The sequence below is a fragment of the Streptomyces aurantiacus genome, assembly GCF_027107535.1.
GTDB lineage: Bacteria > Actinomycetota > Actinomycetes > Streptomycetales > Streptomycetaceae > Streptomyces.
This window is the reverse complement of the sequence record NZ_CP114282.1, coordinates 78,478-94,685: the sequence shown is the minus strand read 5'-3', so window position 1 is coordinate 94,685 and position 16,208 is coordinate 78,478. Positions and strand designations below refer to the sequence as shown.

The window sequence follows — 16,208 nt, the reverse complement described above, 5'->3', positions numbered from 1 at the left end:
CTTCAAACTGGCGAGCAGGTCGAGATTCACGCGGAAGAGGTTGGCGATCTGCGCATTGTTCTTCGGGTTGTACCGCGGCGAGGACTTGAGGAGCTGGCGCTCGGTGAGGCGGGCCTTCTGGTCTCGCGCGGACCGGAGCGACATGTTCGCCTCGTCCGCCAGCTGCTGCATGGACGCGATGACATACCCCTTCGCGTCGGTGTGGTTGCAGCACGCCATCAGAAAGGCACCCTCTCCCACGTTCAGCTTCCCGGCTTGGAAGACCATGTTCATGTGCTGAATCACAGGCCAACCTCCGGCATCCCGACGTCGGCAGAAGCCGGGGAGGGGCGGGCGGCGCTGCTGAGGCAGAAGGCTCGAAGCGGCGGCACGCTGCGACCGGGCGAGGCGGTCGACTTTGGCGGACGATAGAACGGGCGGTGCAACTGGGTCATCTCCCCAGGTCGGGGAGCCGCGATCAGCAGATGTGACCTGGTAGTACACGCGGATAGTGGCGTAGCGCGAGATAACGCGCTTATCCTTGGGTACAGGTGACCACGCAGGCCTTCGGGCCTACGGGCATCACCCGGCAGACGAGGTCACCTCGCTGCTCACGACTCGAAGCTTTAGCGGGCGCGAGTCGAATGCTGGGAAGCGGTCCCGTTGTGGCGACGGGGCCGCTTCGGCGTTTCTACGGTGATCGGGCAGCTACGTACACGTCAGCACGCCTCCGTGAGCGTGAAGCCCTCTGCGGCCTCAGGATGCTTTGCAGCCCACCCCTTGAGCAGTCGCAGGTAAGCAGCACGGTGCTTGGGACGCGGCATGGACTGACCGTTCTCCCAACGCAGAAAAGCCATCCGATGGACACCGAACGCGTCGGCAACCTCTTCCTGCGTCAGACCGGACGTCTTGCGAAGCCGGGCCCGAACATCAGGCGGAGGAAGAACATCCGCGGGTCGGCTGAGCAGCGCGTCCACGGCCTCAAACAGATCGGTCACCACTCCCCCTTCCACGTGAGAGCCAAACTGTACATGGATTGCTGCGCCTGATGGTGCATATGAGGCTGTGTCAGCCGAGGCGGGCTCGTTCGGATTGAGAGCTCTCCAGGGCTGCCTGACATCGAAGGCAGCCCTGTGTGTATGCCAACCAGGCTGCGAGCGACCACGGCACGGTGCTTCGGAACGACGAACACTCACACGGGTCGCAAGCCGCCCACCCCGTGTTCGTAGAGGTGCAGGTGTAGGGAGAGGAGCCGACATGCGAGGCCACAGAGTGGCCGCAAAGGCAGCGATCTCCTGTGCCTGCTCCCTCCCGGGAGTACTCGGGAAGACCGCTGGGAGGGCGATGGCCGTGTGTCACGGTGATGCCCATCTCCTGGCGCGTAGGCCGACGTGAGGGCCTTTCGAGGGGGCCGTCGTGAGGTTCTTCAAGGAACTCAGCTATCTCAGCAACCCGCGTTGGCCAGTCAGAGCCTTCAAGACGGAACCACTCACCAGACATCCGACGATCGGCGAAGTGACGGTGCAGTTTGGCTTCGAGCGTTGGATCAGTCGTCTCCCGACTCCACCACACTTGCAGCGGGAGCGGCGAGGCTGTCTGCAGCTGCTGAAGTCTTTTGGCGACATCAACCGTCTTGCCGATCTTGACAGGAGCTGGTTGCTCAGCGCTGCTGATGGCGTAGAGGAAGAGAGCCCTTGACCGGGTCATCACCAGCTCCACTCGTGGGCGAGAACAGAGAACAGAACGCTGTCGCGCCACTGTCCGTTCGTAAAGACGTGGTCCCGCAGCGTGCCTTCGCGAGTGAAACCGAGCTGCTGCACGACGGAGATCGAGCCGGCGTTGTCCGGCCCGATCGCCGCGCTGATCCGGTGGAGACCGATCTCCTTGACCGCGTACGTGACGAGAGCGCGGGCTGCGTCCGTGGCATAGCCGTGGCCCCACTCCTTTGCTGCGATGGCGTAGCCGAGCTTCCCGGCCTGGACGCCGCTGAGCCCGATCCGGGCGAATCCGATCACGCGGTCGTCGTTGTGCTTGGTCACCCCGAGGTAGAACTCGGTCCGGGGCTCCTGCTGAGCGCGCTTGATCACGCCCTCGATCATGGTGACGGCCTGAGCACGGTCGCGGCTGTCGAAGCTCAGCCACGTCGTGACGGCGTCGTCGCCGATGATTGCCAGGACATCGTCGACGTCATCGAGAGTGACCTCGCGCAGGACGACCTGGTCACCGACGATGCGGATCGGATACGGCACCGGTGAACTCCTAGCTGGGGAGGGACTTGAGCGGCGTGCGGGTGAAAGCCTCGATCTGCTCTTGGAGCTCCCCGCCGGCTTCGGCGTGCGGTGACTCCCCCAGCGCCCGGTGAACGCGTTGAGCGCAGTGGACGATGCCGTTGATCCGCTGCTCCGGTACGAGTTCGAGCATGGGCTGGATCGCCTCCGTGGCGCCTTCCAGTTCGCCGGTGCGGATCCGGGTGATGGCCAGGGCGCTGCGGGAGCCGGCCTGGTCTCCGAATGCCCACTCGGGAGAGCTGGTGTCCTCGTATGCGGTGACGGCCCGGGCGGCGTAGTCGGCTGCGGCCGCGGTCTGGGAGGGCAGCCAGGAGAGGGCTTCGGCCGCGTAGTAGATCTGACGGGTTCGGCCGAACGTGCAGAGTCCACCCAGTTCGTCGACCTCGTCCTCCTCAACGGAATCCCAGGCGGTCTCGGCACGCTCGATGGCGGCCCTGGTTGCGTTGGCGTTGCCGAGGGCAGCCCAGGCGCGGGCTTCACTGACGGGGAGCCACACGCTGGCGGTGCTGTTCGGTGCGAACGCGGCACCGGACTGAGCATATTTGACGGACTCGCGGGTGCGGCCTGCCCAGTACGAGACCAGGCTCTGGATGCCGCGGATCCACGCGCGCAGGCCATTGTGGTCCGCGTTGTCCGCGCAGACGAAAGCCGTCCGGGCCTGGGTGAGCGCGGCGTACGGGTCGGCGAGGTCGTGTGAGGCCTTCGCGAGCAGTCCGCCGGTCACTCCGGCCAGGAAGTAGAGCTGACGGGCCTGGGTCGGTCGGCGCTGCTGCTCAAGAAGGGTGAAGAGGGTGTCCTGGGTGGTGAACAGGTCAGGAAGCAGCTCAGTGAGTGGCCTCTGGGGATAGTCGGTCGCCAGCCGCTGCACGTCCTCGTGTACCTGCTCCAGCACGTCGGTGGTGAGGTCGGTCTGGCCTGCTGCCAGGGCAAAGCTCTTCGCACGTCGCGCAGCCATCTCAATGAGCTCCTTGTCCGCGGTGGGCTGACCCGTGGCCAGGACCAGCCCGGTCGATCCGGCAGTCGCCGCTGGTAGGACCCCGTCCCATGGAGCGAGGAGATCCTCCAGCGGCCTGCCGAACATGGCCTGCAGGACGCGACGCATGACGGGAGTCGTGTTGGTGCGCTCGCCGCTTGCCAGCCGCCGCAGATGCCGGGTGCTGAGGGTGACGTCCTCCCCTAACTCCCCCGCAAGCCGAGCGAAGTCTTGAGTGACTTCGTCGTACGTCCGCGGCTGCTCCCGCAGCAGAAACTCCAACGTGGTGCGCGGATCTCCCTGATGGGCGTTTCCGGCCACCGCTCCTCCCGAGTCACGAAATCGTGCTCTGCGGACTTCAGTGTCGTGCCGTCACGACAACAAATCAGCAGTGCACAGGGCCTGGTCCCCCTCTGGTCCGGTTCATGTCCGGCCCAGGTCCCGGACCGGGCCGCTGAGGGACCTCGTCTGGTCATGCTCTCCCATCCGACGGTTGTGATCAGCAAATTCACATGATCCGACGGCGAGTTGAGGAGGGGCACCATGATCGACGAACGGCGCTTGGTGACCGACGCACACGGTCGCCGGACTGACCTCACGTCCACAGCCCCAGTCACCGGTTGCCGGTGTGGCGGGCGCGCAGATGCGGCCGCGCCGCGGGAGCGGCACTGGGCCAGGGCAGCTGTAGCCATCGCCGCGATCCTGACCACTGGGCTGCTCCTCTCGGTCCTGCTCCTCGTGGTCCGGGACATCGCCGTGGCGGTGGCCGGAAGCGGCGTCACGGGCTGGCTCCTCAAGGTCCTTTTCGCATCGTCTGCCCAGCAGGACCGGTGAGCGCGATGGTTGGGGTACGGCATTACGAAGGCAGACAACCGACTGGTGATTTTGCCCAGAGCGTCAACCTGTTTGGCATGGGATCAGGGAACGACCAGCCGGTAGCGCATGCGGTACCGGTGCGCGGCTTTCGCGAGGAGCGACACCTCGATCGGGCGCTCATCATCCGAGAAGACGATGCGAAACGTCAGCATCACGGGCATGTCCTTGGGGAGCTCAAGGGCTACCACCTCTTCCTCCGTGGGGATCTCCGAGGAAACTTCATCCACGAATTCCCGAGGTGGGTGGCCCAATTCACTGAGGAGCGTAGGTGTCCCTCCGCGAATCCTTCGGTGCTCCATCATGGCCGTGCCTTCGGCCAGCTCAAGCGGGTAGTACGACCGGGTCAGCTCGGTGGGCTCCTCGTCCAGGAGCAGAATCTGCTTCCGAAGCAGGGACTGGCCGCCCTCCTCCAGCCCGAGCGCCCGCGCCACCTCGTAGGGCGGGGTCACCACTGCCACCTCGAGCAGCTTCGACGAACCGCGTTGCGAACGCTTCTCGGCCTCGCTGATCCACCGGTAAGGCTCTCCTGCAGAAGCGGGTGGCATGTAGACCGCAGGCGAAATGGCTTGCTGCGTACTCCCCTTGACGAAAACGCCCTTGCCTGGCTGCCCAAGCAGAAGCTCCTCTTCTTTCAGCATAAGGAGGGCCTTCTGGATTGTGGTCCCGGCGACCCCGTACTGCTCCATCAAGACGGGAGTGGATGGAAGCTGCGCCCCTGGCGCGAGGTCTCCTCGTGTGATCTGGCGCCGCAGCCCCGCAGCGATCTTCTGGTGGGCCGACCGCTTGTCTTCGAACGATCTAGCCATGTCTCAGACGGCCTGCTTCCTCTGTCGATACTGAAGGTGTCGCGTCATGGTCATAACGCTGACCTCCATCGGTTCTCCGGCAGCGGACGTGGTGAATCGCGTCAGTACCAGCACGGGCGCGCCGGACGCCAAGCCCAGGGCCTCGCATTGGCTGGGCGTGGCCGTATCTGCGGAGACATCTTCGAGCGGGTCGTCTTCGGGAATGAATCCCAGTGCGGCGAGCAGTGTGACCGCACCTCCAGGGATCTTGCCGCGCTCGGCCAGGCGGGTGCCATGGGCGATGTGGGCCGGATAGTACGAGTCGGCCAGTTCAACTGGCTCGCCATCGAGCAGGATCAGTCGTCGACGGACTACGACCTTCTCGCCCGGTCCCACATTGAGGAAGTCACGCACGGGGCCCGGAGGGTCCACGTCTTCGACTGCAAGCAGACGCTGGCTGCCGCGTCGGTTGTGCGCTGCGGCTTCAGCGCTCCAGGCGTCACGTTCCCCTGTCCGGCGCGGTGCGAGATACGGCTGGGCTTCACCCATCCAAGCGTCGTTGCTGCTCACCATGTGTCCCCTCGGTCTGTCGTGACCTGCCGCAACCCTAGTGCCCTGCGACTTCAGCCCGCATGGTTCGACCTTAAGGCTTGTCACCTTAAGGCGTAAGGCCTTATGGTCTCACATGTGCCGCCCTGCAAGGGGCGGACTGAACAACGCAAGACCGCGGGAAGTTGTCCGCCCCTCGGGGCGGCCGGGGTTGATGCACCACCAAATCCTCCGGGTTCTCGACTTCCTGCTTGCACGTCGCAGCGCTGATGCGCTGTCCGTCCTCCAGGACGCCGGGGCAACCCATGCGCCTGGCGGGCGGAGAGAGCACCCGCGACGCCCCCTGTCACTCCGCACTGAGGAGCTCCTATGTCTGCAAAGACCCTCGAACGCACCGCTCAGAAGCGTGTACGCCGGACTCGGTCCCGCACAGTCAGTCATCTCCCCGCCGTCTCGGTCTCCAGCCTCAAGCCGCACGAGTACGACCTTGAGCCCGCCTGCATCTCACTAATCTGTCCCACCTGCCGGACCTGGGTGCCGATCAGCGGGACGTTACGGCCGAAGCTGGTTCCCCATCACACGGAGACCGCCGGCGCTGAGGATGCGGTCCGCTGTCCGGGAAGCCACCGCCTGGTCGTCATCGACGTCGAAGTCGAGCGCTGGCGCCGACGCCTGAAAGAGGGTGTCGCGGAGACCACCGGACGCCGCTCCACCCGCGTGGTACGCAAGCCGAAGACCAGCTCCGTCCCCGCCGTCATGCAGATGGTGAGCACCCTGGTCGACGACAAAACCGCGCGCAAGCTGGACGAAGCGCACGTCAAGGGCTGCAGGGACTGCTCTCCCGGCGCCGAATCCCGCTGTGCCGACGGCCGTCGTCTCGCCCAGCTCGCTGCGCACACCAAGCGCGTCGGTCCCGCCCGCCGCAAGAAGCAGATGGAGCTGGAGGACTGGAACGACCGGCGCGAGTGGGGCCTGCGCCTACTGCACGGGCAGCAGTGGGACAAGGTCTCGGGTCCGGTCGCCGACGCCGATCTCCAGCGGGTTCGCGACGCTCTGGCCGCGTTGATCAAGACGCTCAACCCGGCAAAGCGTGACGCACCGCAGCTCACCGACTGGGAGCGCGCCGACCTCATGAGCGCGATCACGCTCCTTGCGGTTCAAGAGGAGCAGCTCAGCCGGTAGCACCGCCTGACGAACGACCACGGCTCCGGTCGCCCCGCAGTAGAGGGGACGGCCGGGGCCGTGGCGGCTCGTACGGCCACGAAGTGGAGGACACCAGATGACCGCAGAAGAAGACGGCCTCTCTTTTGAGGAACTGTGTGCCAGGTACGAGGAGGCGGACCAGGCCGAGTACGTGCAGTTCATGGAGGAGACCGACGACCCGGAGAGCTGAGCGCAGCCTGTGCTGCCCGTCGTCGACCGGCCCCGTTTCACCGCGGGCTCGGTCGGCGGCGGAGTGCGCAGGACGCACTGCCCCGCCGCACTGGTGAACCCCCAGGGATTGCGCCCCTGGGGGTTCTTGGTGTGGCGGGCCCCTTGGCACAGAAAGGGACCCCACCGCATGCCCATCATGACTGTCGCTTCCGTGGCCGTCACTGCTGCGACCCGCCCGCCATTGCCGCGGCGTCCTGTCCCGCACGAGCGGACACCGGACCGCCCCACGCCGTCGAGCCCACGCCCTCACCCACGCCGCGCCGCTGTCACCGTCCGCGAGGACCTCGCCGTGCGCCACCGCCCCCGCCTGATCGGAGTTGCAGCATGAACCCGACCGTCATCCCCGCCCTGGTCGCCGCCTCGGTCGACCGCGAGGTCGGCCCCCGCCGCCCCGGCGCGATCTACCAGAACATCGACGGGCGCTTCGAGGTCCTGGCGCTCGTCACCGATCCGCGCGAGGCGGCGAAGCTGCTGCGCCGCGACAGTGCGCGGTGGGCGGTCATTGTGCGCGACACGCTGCGCCCGGACGGGCAGCCCTTCGCGATCGGGTCGGTCTGGACGACCAGCGATCACCTGATCCGCGAGGGCAAGCCGACTCCGGTCTACGTGGCGGCGGCCTGACGGTCCGCCACGGTCCCTCTCCCCCTCCGCTCCACACACGGGTGGGAGACGGGCCGTGGCCGGCCGTCCGGCCCGCCAAAGGCGACGGCCCCGGAGGTGCAACTCCGGGACCGTCCGGTCACTCAGGATTCGGAGTCCCTAATGACCGCTCAGATCATGACACGGCCCCGTGCTGTCACCAGCCTCACCGACGCGGAGCGCGAGGAGTTGTCGCGCAAGGTCAAGGAAGCCAACAAGCGGTCTGAGGACCGGCCGCGTGGCTGAGGACCTGTACCAGCGCTACCAGAATGCGTACGCCGCGCACCGCTCTCACCGCGGCACCTGCACCACGTGCTCGGACACGTGCCGCTGCCCTGTCGGGCAGCGGCTGTACGCCTCCTTCACCAAACTGCAGGACGCCTACCTCAACCGTCAGCGCGCGCAACGGCGCTGACGGCTTTCGCACAGCCCGACACCGCCACCTCTGTCGGCTGCCTGACCCGCACGGCCCGGCCACCGCACCCCTCTTCGCGGTGGCCGGGCCGTGCGCGGTCCAGGGGAGCTGCGCAGCCGCGCACCGTCTTGGAATTTGAAGCACTCCGGAAGAGGAGATGTCCATGCCCTTGCCTCCCTGGCTGAACAGCCAGATCACCGCTGCCCAGGCCGAAACCGAAGGTGACGGTACGACATGGTCCGTGCTGGTCACCGCCGCTGACGGCCTCGCCCCGATCGCTGGCGCTCATGACCGAGAGCACGCTCAGCGCTGGCTCGATCAGTCGGGACGCACCGGCCTTGTGGCCCCGTCCTCGTCCCGGCGCCAGCAGCGCCCCTGACCTGTCTGTCGGCTGCCTGATCCGCATGGGCCTGCCGCTGCTTTGCGCGCAGCGGTCGGTCCGTGCGCGGTCCAGGGGAGCCGTGCAGCCACGCGCGACCTCGCCCCCCGTCGTCGACCTCCCGGAGGTTTTGATGCGCACCCTCACCCCACAGGCCCGTCAGCCCCGCAGCCGGTGCACGCACAAGCAGCCCTGTCCGAGTGCCGACAGCCCCGACCACGAAGCCGCGGTCGCAGTCTCCGCCCACCCCGAGCAGGGATGGACCCTGCTGTGCAACGGGGTCCTGCTGTTCGACGACACCGGCGAGCTGCTGCCCGACGGCCAGGTCATCGCCCCGCACCGTCCCCTCACAGCCACCGCCTGACGGCCGCTCGCCCCCGCACGCCGACCTGGAAGGACCCGCCGTGGCCGCCAACCGCCCCCGCAACAGCAAGAGGGCCCCCGCCCGCACCCGCAAGGGGCCGGCTTCCGCACCTGCCGCCCCCGCCACCATCTCCCTGACCCTCGCCGACAGCCCGGCCAGCCACACCGCTCCGGAGGCCCTGTTCGCGGAGGCTCGGGACCGGGCCGCAGACGTCGTCGACCTCGCCCGCGAGCAGGCTGTTGCCCTGCAGACGCAGGCCGAACGCGACGCCGCGCGGACCATCGCCGACACTCACGAGCAGGTCACCGTGCTGATGTCCGATGCGCAGATGCGCGCCGCGGGCATCACTGCCGACGCCGACCAGGACGCCGCCGCCCGCCGGCGCGAAGCCGACGGCCAGCTGGCGGCCGCGCGCGGCGAGGCCGACCAGCTGCTGGCTGATGCCCGCGAACGCGCTGCCACGATCCTTGCCGAGGCCCGTAGGCAGGTTGCCGAGCTGACCGAGCTGGCTGCCGCCGACCACCAGGCGATGGGCACCGCGGTCGCCGAACTGCGCCGTCTCGCCGAGAGCGACCTCGCTGAGATCGGCGCCTTGGTCGACCAGCGGCGCACCGAAGCCGCCGCCATCCTCACCCGTGCCCGCGAGCAGGCCGACCTCCTGGTGGCCGCCGCGCAGGGCGAGGTCGAGCAGGCACGTGAGCGGGCCGACCAGCTGGCCCGCACCGCGGCCGCCGCCTACGACGCCCGCCGCGCGGAAGCCGAGACCCTCTACACCGACACCCTCGCCGCCGCCGACGCCCGCCGGCGCGAGGCCGACCAGCAGGTCGCCGCCGCGCAGAGCGAGGTGGAAGAAGCCCGCACCGCCCTGCGCGAGCAGCTGCGCGAGATGGGCGAGGCCTTCGACCGTCAGGCCGCCGACAAGCGTGCCGCCCTGGACGCCGACCTCGCGAAGCTGCGCACGGCGTGCGACCAGCAGCGCGACAAGCTGCGCCGTGAGGCCGTCACAGTCACCGCCGCCTTGAAGGAGGCTGCGGAGAAGGAGGCCGTGCGCATCGTCAGCGACGCGGAGAGGAAGGCGCGGGCCGTCACCGACCGGGCGCAGGCCGATGAGGCGCGGGCCCGCCGGATGCTGGACGAAGCCCGCGAGGCGAAGAAGGCCAACTCCCGATTCCGGGGCTGGCAGGGCAGGATCGGCCGCAAGGCGTGGACGCTTGCGCCGTGGGTCGCGCTCGCGGCCGGCGTCGGGCTCGCCGCTTCGGGTGAGTACGCGCTGGCCACCATGGTCGGCATCAACCCGTATGTGGCCCCGCTGCTGCCGGTGTCGCTGGACATCTACTGCGTGACTGCGTTCCGTGCCAAGAAGGACATCCCCGCGGCTCTCGCGCTGATGGCGTCGGCGAACGTGATCTACCACCTGTGCGAGCAGGCGGAGGTCGTCAGGGAGGGACACCCGGCGCCGTGGCAGCTGACCACCTTCGTCGTGCTGATCTTCGTGGCGGTCATCTGGCGTGTCCACGCCCTCATGCACGGCACCGGTACGGACGGACACAGCCGTACGGACACGACGACCGGTACGGGCGGCCGTACCGGTACGGACAGCGGAAACGGAACGCCCGCCCGTACCGGTACGCACCACCGTACAGACGGGACGGACGGCACCTCGTCCAGCCGTACAGGGGCTGGCGGACATGACCTGTACGCAGCTCCCGGCTCGGTACGGGCGGACAGGACGGGCGCCGGACGCGGCAGTGCGGACCCTGGACGCGCCGCTTCCCACCCGCCGTACGACAGCGGCACCCAAGCGGCGGCGACCAGGGCGAACAGTGGCCGTACAGGTGGCGTACATACCGCCCCTGACGGGGGCTCGCGTACAGGTACACCGGCTGCCGGGCGTACAGGTACAGCCGGTGCGGCCGTACAGGGGCGTACCGGCACGGTCAGCGCCCGTACACAGTCCGGCCGCGACGGCGTACCGGGTGCCCGTACAGGTACAGCCACCGCACCGTTTCCCGCAACCGGAACCGGCGGTACGGCGGGCACGGACCGTACTGGTACGCCTGTACGGACGGACGCGGAACTCCTGCCGCTCGTACAGAACCTCCCGCGTGACAAGGACGGTTTCGTCACCCTCTACCAGGCCCGCACCAGGCTCAGCGTCAACCAGCCCCGCGCAGTCCGGCTGCTGAAGGAGGCCGGCCTGCTGCGTCCCGACGACGCGGACAAGTACCTGAAGTGATGCACCGTCCGGCACACAGCAGTGAGGGCCAGCCCATCGGAAGTGGGCTGGCCCTTGCCGCGACTGCCGGAAGCAGCCACCCGTCCAGTACAGCACGTTTCCCCTGATCAGACCCGCTTCCGGCATGCCTGGGCGGGCTCGAACCACACCGAAAAGGAGTCAGCTGCCCATGTCCGGAATCGACTGGGACAAGGAGTTCAGCCGCATGGACCCCCAGAGCCCCGCCCCCCAGACACCGGAGAAGCCGGAGAAGCCCGCGACCTCGCGTTTGTCCGCCGCGGTCGGAGGGATGCGCCGCAACACGGCGGCGCTCGCTGTGTGCGGCACGATCGCCGTCGTCGCCGTGTGCGGCACGGTCGTTGCCGTCACCGGCATGCAGGCCGAGCAGGCCGCCCAGGAGCGTGCGCGCGCCAAGGAGAACGCCGCGAACGCCCTGGTCGAGGCGGAGGCCGACAAGGAGCGGGCGCAGACCGAGGAGGCCGCCGCCAAGGTCACGTACGAGCGGGAGATGACCGTCTACCGCGAGTGCATGAAGCTCCGCGCGAAGGCGGTCGCCAAGGCGGCCTCGTACGACATCGCGAAGATCCCCGAATGCGACGCCCCGGCCCTCGGCGGTGCGGCCTCCAAGGCCCAGGAGTCCGCCGGTGACGGTTCCGGCGGCGGCATCACCTCCAGCCCGTGGCTGTGGGTGGCGCTCGTCGGAGGCGGCGGATTCATCGCCTACAAAAGGCTCTCCGTGCCCTCCGGTTCGGGCGCGGTAACCCCCATGAACGACAAGGGATTCACCTTCGAGAAGGGCGCATGACATGACGCTTCAGTTCTTCGCTCTCGCCCTGTTCTGCTGGGCCCTGTTCTTCACCTTCAAGAAGACGAAGGGGAAGCAGATGGCGATCAGCATCATGCTGATCGTCTCCGGGATCTTCCTGCCGTACACGCCGTTCAGCGAGGAGATCCGGACCACGCTGGAGTCGGTGTTCAACACGGCGAACACGACCGTGAACAACATCGGCTATTCGTCACGCTGAGTACATGCCAGCGGTTACCGGTTACCGGTTACAGCCCCCAGGACACCCTCGGAACCGCCCGCCAGGCGGCGCGAACCGGTGTCCTACTGGGCTGTAACCGGTAACCGGTAACCGTCCGGAACCACACAGAGTCACAGAAGGGAGGGCCGTGGAACTCCTCGTACTCCTCGCCATCAGCTACCTGTTCGGCGTGGAAAAAACGCACGGGAAATATGAGCAGGCGGGAATCAAAAAACCCCCTGCTAAACCGAAAGAGAAATGGGCACCGACCCGGTCCCCGGAAACATTCCGGAACGCGCCGTACAATCTCGCGGCGAAAACGCATTACGGGATTATGGCGGGTGCCCATGTCGCCGGTGGGTTGCGCGACGGATGGCGCTCGGCATATCTGAAAAAGCCGAGTGGGAAGCCTTCCGTTTCCACTTCTGCCGGGCCCACTCCAGGGCCCTCCGCGGCCACCGTGCCGCCCAAGCCCACCGTGCCGCCCAAGCCCACCGCACCCCCGCCCCCGACCACCCCGCCGACCGCACCGACGGCGCCCCCAACGACTGCCCCGCCGACAACACCTCCGCCGCCGACGACCCCGCCGACGGTGGGAGCGCCGGGGTCGGCAGTTCCCCCGGCGGGCACTGTCCCGCCGCCCCGCACCGTCCCGCTGCCCGAACACATCCGGAAGGACCCCGCGATGCAGCCCAACCCGCCCGTACCGCACTCCGCGACCGTCGACGACAAGGGCATCCACGTCACGACCGCCGCGGGCAAGTCCCGCACCTACAGCGGCGGTGAAGTCATGACCCTCACCCAGGTCATCGACCTCGCCGAAGGCTCGGCCACCCTGTGCCAGTCCAGCACCGAGACCTGCCTGGACCTCACGGACGAGGCCGCGGAGCTGGCCACAGACTGCGACGGGCTCATCGCCGAGATCACCGCGAAGGGTGTCGGCGCGAACCTGATCGGCAAGTGCGAGGTGCTCAAGGAGCAGCTCGACCTCCAGGCCGCCGCCGCCAAGGACCTCCACGACAAGATCCAGGGCGGCGAGGAAGCGTGCCGCACCGCGTCCGCGAACGCGGAGCTCCGCCACGGGCCGATCTTTCGGGCCGTCGCCGACTCCCCCCTGACCAAGCCCGCCGAACGCGACTTCTACAACGCCCGATAGAAGAGGAGAGGCCCCGCATGAGCGCCACCGAGACCCTGAAGGACGCCGCGAACTACGCGGCCCTGCGCACCAAGCTGGCCTGGCTCACGCACAAGGTCCACGCCCACGCCCAGACCGTCACCACGCTCGCCTCCGACGTCGACGACGCCGCCGAGCAGATGCTGGACGCCGCCGAGACGATGAAGGCGCTGGCCGTCGACGACGCGACCACCAGCGAGTTCGCCGACGCCGCGCTGACCATGACCGGCGTCAAGGACGCGGCCGGCGCCTACACCTCCGCCGCCGACAGCGCCTCCGCGGCCGCCGACGACGCGAAGACGACCACCGAGAACGACCACGGAGGGATCGCCGACGCGGTGGACTCCTCCCCCGTCGACATGGCCGAAGCCGCCTTCTACACCCAGAGTTAAGGAGATCAGGACCGTGGGGCCGACCCGAGCACAGTTCATCCAGTACACACCCGCCGCTCTCGCGGTGGTGCCTCTCGTCGCCGGCCCCTGGTCCGCCCTCGCCGCCGCAGCGGCCGGAGCAGGAGCGTGGGCCGTCAACACCTCCGCTCCCGTTCTGCGGTCCCTGATCGCATGCGGATTCACGGCCACCGGATGCGGCATCGCCGCCAACGAGGTCCTCGCCGCGGGCGGGAACCCGCTGATCGCCCTCGGGCTCGCGGTCCCGGCCGGGGCGGCCGCCCTGGCCCACCACCGCAACATCGCCGGCCACCTCCCCGCAGCCGCGCTCACGCCCGCGACCACGGGCACGAGCGCGGCGGGCGGGCTGACATCGCAGGCACAGCTCATCACCGCCTGGTGGAAGGAGTTCATCTCCGGCCCCACCCAGACCGAGGACCGCAAGCTCATCCAGCCCGGGGCCAACCTGGAGCACCTCGCCCTCGAGGCCGACGACGACCACGTGGCGTTCACCGGGATCATCACCCTGCCCCAGGGGCAGCAGGTGCGGGTCCGGGCCGCCGACATCGCCGCCGTCTACCAGATCCCCGTCTCCCAGGTCGAGATGGGAGACCCCAAGCACTACGCGCCGAACGCCCTGCCCGTCACCGTGCACCTGAAGGTGCCGGCGGTGCAGCCGCAGATCGCGGCCGGCACCCCGACGACTCCCGCAGAGATGTGGGCCGCGTACGTGGGCGTGCCGGAGGGCGCGATGCCCGGCACCACCCTGACCGTCACCCGCTACGACGGGCCGCTGGACTGGGAAGGGATCGCCACCCGCGACCGCAGGGCCATCGGGACCGTCAACCTCCAGGACCTCGCAGGCAACCTCGACCTGGAGACGATCCAGATCGCCCTCGCACCCGGCGACAAGCCCTCACAGATGGGCATCCGAGTGATGAGGGAACACGCCCTGATGCACGGCACGATGCTCTCCTCGGTCCTGGACGAACTGCCCATGGACTCCCGCGGCTACGTCCGAGCCGGCACCTACGTGGATGGCCGGGCTGCCCTTCTGCCGCTGGCGCAGCCCGGCTCCGGCGCCCGCCACCTCTACCTTGTCGGCGGATCAAGGTCGGGCAAGTCCGGACTGCTGGAGCAGATCCTGCTCTCCGCCCACCGCTCCGGCATCGCGGTGATCCTCGCCTCCCCGCAGGCCGGGACCATCGCAGGCGCCTCGCTGTCCGCCTACCTCGGGGACGGCCTGGACGAGGCGATGGGCGCACTGCGCCTGGCCTACGCGATGATGCTCGACCGCGAAGCCCGCTACCGCTCCCCCGCCTTCCCCTTCACCGACCCGCTGGTCCTGGTCGTCATCGACGAAGCGCACATGCTGCTCTCGGCCTCCTCGCCCTACCACCTGGAGGCGAAGGCGATCGTGGAGCAGCTGACCCGCCGGTCCCTCAAGCGGGGCATCGGCGTCGTCCTGGCCACCCAGACCCCGCTGGCCGAAGACCTCGGCAACTCCACCGTCATCCGCTCCCAACTCCTGATCGGCGGCGGCGCAGTGTTCCTGCGCTGCGCCAGGGGCCAGGGCTCCCTGGTCGGCGCCAACGCAGTGGAGGGCGCGGAGGGCATCGACCTGTCGATGATCCCCTCGCAGTGGCCGGGCCAGTACGCCAAGGTCGCCGACCGGGACATGAGCGGCCTCGCCACCGAGGCCGCCGCCGCCCCCGAGGACGGCACCTTCGGCCTGGGCTACCTCCTCACCCCCGGCTCGCAGGCCGTCCAGTTCCGCTCCCTGCACCTGAACGTCGCACCCGCCTCCCTCGCCGGAGGCGAGCAGCCGGTCGGGATCGAGGACTGCGACGCCTGGCGGGAGCGCGACGCGATCACCCAGACCCCCATGGTCGACCGCCGCGGCAAGAACCTGATCGGCAGCCTCGCCGACCTCCTCGCCGCAGCGGAGGGCGCCCCCTCCTCGCAGGAGGCGCCCCACCACCCCGGCGGCCCCCAGCCAACCGCCGGACCCAGCAGGCCCGGTGCTCCTGGCGCAGCCGCGGGGGCGCCTGACGGACAGGAGCTGATCAAGCCACGCATCATCGAACTCCTGCGGGAGCAGTCCATTCCGATGACCGCCGAGACCATCGCCCGAAAGCTGGGCACCTCCGCCAAAAACATCAAGCCGCGCCTGTCCGAGCTGAAGAAGCGGGACGAGGTCACCAACGAGAACGGCCTGTGGAGGGCAGCATGAACACCCCTACCAAGACCGACTTCACCCCCGTCGACCAGGACCTGTACGCGAAAGCATTCCAACTCCTCGACCCCACCCCGGAACCCACCGCCCCTGCGGCCCCTGCGGCTCCCGCGCAGGTCCACCTCACCCACGCCGCCGCCCCGCCAATGCGCCTGACCGGGCCGGTCGAGAAGACCCTCACCGACGCCCTCACCTTCCTCGACACCCACGGCTGGGCCAGGCGCACCCTCATCCACCCCGAGGGTGCCCGCTGTTCCATCGGCGCGCTGCGCGCCGCGGCGGGCGCCCGCAACGCCGCCTACTGCGATGCCGGAAATCTCCTCCTAGACGAGGCTCGCCGCCAGCACGGCAAGCGGTGGCAGTCGATCCCCTCCTGGAACGACTCCCACACCGGAGCGCAGGTGCGTAGCGTGTGGAAGGCCGCCATCCGGCGCGCCCACCACATGAACATCTGACGCTGGAGCTGC

20 protein-coding genes are annotated in these 16,208 nt (G+C 68.6%); 14 read left to right on the top strand and 6 right to left on the bottom strand.

The features are described from left to right. Positions 1-698: 698 nt before the first annotated feature. The 4 genes from O1Q96_RS00425 to O1Q96_RS00410 all read right to left on the bottom strand — a co-directional run bounded on the left by O1Q96_RS00425 (position 699) and on the right by O1Q96_RS00410 (position 3,561). Positions 699-977, bottom strand: coding sequence for a helix-turn-helix domain-containing protein (locus O1Q96_RS00425; RefSeq protein ID WP_269246288.1), 279 nt, complete (start codon positions 975-977; stop codon positions 699-701). A gap of 70 nt (positions 978-1,047) precedes the next feature. Continuing rightward, positions 1,048-1,686, bottom strand: a complete 639-nt coding sequence (locus O1Q96_RS44385; RefSeq protein ID WP_419586405.1) for a GIY-YIG nuclease family protein — start codon at positions 1,684-1,686, stop codon at positions 1,048-1,050. Continuing rightward, a complete protein-coding gene (locus tag O1Q96_RS00415) occupies positions 1,686-2,228 on the bottom strand; it encodes a GNAT family N-acetyltransferase (RefSeq protein ID WP_269246286.1) in 543 nt (180 codons plus the stop codon). Before O1Q96_RS00415 ends, O1Q96_RS44385 begins: the two co-directional genes overlap by 1 nt. Before the next feature lie 10 nt (positions 2,229-2,238). Then, positions 2,239-3,561: an NsdA family TPR-like regulatory protein gene (locus tag O1Q96_RS00410; protein ID WP_269246285.1), complete on the bottom strand. Its 1,323-nt coding sequence runs from the start codon at positions 3,559-3,561 to the stop codon at positions 2,239-2,241. A 222-nt stretch (positions 3,562-3,783) separates the two neighbouring features. On the opposite strand from O1Q96_RS00410, the gene O1Q96_RS00405 reads away from it, so the two are divergent. Continuing rightward, the gene (locus O1Q96_RS00405; protein WP_269246284.1) at positions 3,784-4,074 is read left to right on the top strand and encodes a hypothetical protein; all 291 of its coding nucleotides are present in this window, start codon (positions 3,784-3,786) and stop codon (positions 4,072-4,074) included. An 83-nt stretch (positions 4,075-4,157) separates the two neighbouring features. Here O1Q96_RS00405 and O1Q96_RS00400 read toward each other — a convergent pair whose 3' ends face one another. Continuing rightward, positions 4,158-4,922 carry a GntR family transcriptional regulator gene (locus O1Q96_RS00400; protein ID WP_269246283.1) on the bottom strand — a complete coding sequence of 255 codons (765 nt, stop codon included), beginning with the start codon at positions 4,920-4,922 and terminating at the stop codon, positions 4,158-4,160. Positions 4,923-4,925: 3 nt separating this feature from the next. Further along, positions 4,926-5,474 carry a GntR family transcriptional regulator gene (locus O1Q96_RS00395; RefSeq protein ID WP_269246282.1) on the bottom strand — a complete coding sequence of 183 codons (549 nt, stop codon included), beginning with the start codon at positions 5,472-5,474 and terminating at the stop codon, positions 4,926-4,928. A gap of 345 nt (positions 5,475-5,819) precedes the next feature. Here O1Q96_RS00395 and O1Q96_RS00390 point away from each other — a divergent pair, with 345 nt between their 5' ends. From O1Q96_RS00390 to O1Q96_RS00330, 13 genes are all read left to right on the top strand, one after another. Then, positions 5,820-6,632 carry a hypothetical protein gene (locus tag O1Q96_RS00390; RefSeq protein WP_269246281.1) on the top strand — a complete coding sequence of 271 codons (813 nt, stop codon included), beginning with the start codon at positions 5,820-5,822 and terminating at the stop codon, positions 6,630-6,632. Positions 6,633-7,208: 576 nt separating this feature from the next. Beyond that, entirely contained in the window at positions 7,209-7,505 is a 297-nt protein-coding gene (locus O1Q96_RS00385; protein ID WP_269246280.1) for a hypothetical protein, read from the top strand. Between the two features lie 141 nt (positions 7,506-7,646). Then, positions 7,647-7,769 carry a hypothetical protein gene (locus tag O1Q96_RS00380; protein WP_269246279.1) on the top strand — a complete coding sequence of 41 codons (123 nt, stop codon included), beginning with the start codon at positions 7,647-7,649 and terminating at the stop codon, positions 7,767-7,769. Continuing rightward, positions 7,762-7,938, top strand: a complete 177-nt coding sequence (locus O1Q96_RS00375) for a hypothetical protein (RefSeq protein ID WP_269246278.1) — start codon at positions 7,762-7,764, stop codon at positions 7,936-7,938. Before O1Q96_RS00380 ends, O1Q96_RS00375 begins: the two co-directional genes overlap by 8 nt. A 163-nt stretch (positions 7,939-8,101) precedes the next feature. Next, a complete protein-coding gene (locus tag O1Q96_RS00370; protein ID WP_269246277.1) occupies positions 8,102-8,317 on the top strand; it encodes a hypothetical protein in 216 nt (71 codons plus the stop codon). A 133-nt stretch (positions 8,318-8,450) separates the two neighbouring features. Continuing rightward, on the top strand, positions 8,451-8,681 hold the full coding sequence (locus tag O1Q96_RS00365; protein WP_269246501.1) for a DUF5999 family protein: 231 nt from the start codon (positions 8,451-8,453) through the stop codon (positions 8,679-8,681). Positions 8,682-8,721: 40 nt separating this feature from the next. After that, a complete protein-coding gene (locus O1Q96_RS00360; protein WP_269246276.1) occupies positions 8,722-10,917 on the top strand; it encodes a coiled-coil domain-containing protein in 2,196 nt (731 codons plus the stop codon). Between the two features lie 169 nt (positions 10,918-11,086). After that, a complete protein-coding gene (locus O1Q96_RS00355) occupies positions 11,087-11,722 on the top strand; it encodes a hypothetical protein (RefSeq protein ID WP_269246275.1) in 636 nt (211 codons plus the stop codon). Between the two features lies 1 nt (position 11,723). Beyond that, complete coding sequence (locus O1Q96_RS00350) at positions 11,724-11,942, top strand: hypothetical protein (RefSeq protein ID WP_269246274.1); 219 nt, start codon at positions 11,724-11,726, stop codon at positions 11,940-11,942. A gap of 685 nt (positions 11,943-12,627) precedes the next feature. After that, positions 12,628-13,098 (top strand): hypothetical protein, encoded by a 471-nt coding sequence (locus O1Q96_RS00345; protein WP_269246273.1) that lies wholly within the window; start codon positions 12,628-12,630, stop codon positions 13,096-13,098. Between the two features lie 17 nt (positions 13,099-13,115). Beyond that, positions 13,116-13,508 carry a hypothetical protein gene (locus O1Q96_RS00340; protein WP_269246272.1) on the top strand — a complete coding sequence of 131 codons (393 nt, stop codon included), beginning with the start codon at positions 13,116-13,118 and terminating at the stop codon, positions 13,506-13,508. Positions 13,509-13,521: 13 nt separating this feature from the next. Continuing rightward, on the top strand, positions 13,522-15,738 hold the full coding sequence (locus O1Q96_RS00335) for a type IV secretory system conjugative DNA transfer family protein (protein ID WP_269246271.1): 2,217 nt from the start codon (positions 13,522-13,524) through the stop codon (positions 15,736-15,738). Next, the gene (locus O1Q96_RS00330; RefSeq protein ID WP_269246270.1) at positions 15,735-16,196 is read left to right on the top strand and encodes a DUF6197 family protein; all 462 of its coding nucleotides are present in this window, start codon (positions 15,735-15,737) and stop codon (positions 16,194-16,196) included. The genes O1Q96_RS00335 and O1Q96_RS00330 overlap by 4 nt, the downstream gene beginning before the upstream one ends. The last annotated feature ends 12 nt before the right edge of the window (positions 16,197-16,208 follow it).

Coding starts and splice junctions, on each gene's coding strand:
- O1Q96_RS44385 (WP_419586405.1), bottom strand. CDS start 1,686: ATGACCCGGTCAAGGGCTCTCTTCCTCTACGCCATCAGCAGCGCTGAG.
- O1Q96_RS00380 (WP_269246279.1), top strand. CDS start 7,647: ATGACCGCTCAGATCATGACACGGCCCCGTGCTGTCACCAGCCTCACC.
- O1Q96_RS00355 (WP_269246275.1), top strand. CDS start 11,087: ATGTCCGGAATCGACTGGGACAAGGAGTTCAGCCGCATGGACCCCCAG.
- O1Q96_RS00385 (WP_269246280.1), top strand. CDS start 7,209: ATGAACCCGACCGTCATCCCCGCCCTGGTCGCCGCCTCGGTCGACCGC.
- O1Q96_RS00390 (WP_269246281.1), top strand. CDS start 5,820: ATGTCTGCAAAGACCCTCGAACGCACCGCTCAGAAGCGTGTACGCCGG.
- O1Q96_RS00345 (WP_269246273.1), top strand. CDS start 12,628: ATGCAGCCCAACCCGCCCGTACCGCACTCCGCGACCGTCGACGACAAG.
- O1Q96_RS00340 (WP_269246272.1), top strand. CDS start 13,116: ATGAGCGCCACCGAGACCCTGAAGGACGCCGCGAACTACGCGGCCCTG.
- O1Q96_RS00395 (WP_269246282.1), bottom strand. CDS start 5,474: ATGGTGAGCAGCAACGACGCTTGGATGGGTGAAGCCCAGCCGTATCTC.
- O1Q96_RS00370 (WP_269246277.1), top strand. CDS start 8,102: ATGCCCTTGCCTCCCTGGCTGAACAGCCAGATCACCGCTGCCCAGGCC.
- O1Q96_RS00350 (WP_269246274.1), top strand. CDS start 11,724: ATGACGCTTCAGTTCTTCGCTCTCGCCCTGTTCTGCTGGGCCCTGTTC.
- O1Q96_RS00330 (WP_269246270.1), top strand. CDS start 15,735: ATGAACACCCCTACCAAGACCGACTTCACCCCCGTCGACCAGGACCTG.
- O1Q96_RS00400 (WP_269246283.1), bottom strand. CDS start 4,922: ATGGCTAGATCGTTCGAAGACAAGCGGTCGGCCCACCAGAAGATCGCT.
- O1Q96_RS00365 (WP_269246501.1), top strand. CDS start 8,451: ATGCGCACCCTCACCCCACAGGCCCGTCAGCCCCGCAGCCGGTGCACG.
- O1Q96_RS00405 (WP_269246284.1), top strand. CDS start 3,784: ATGATCGACGAACGGCGCTTGGTGACCGACGCACACGGTCGCCGGACT.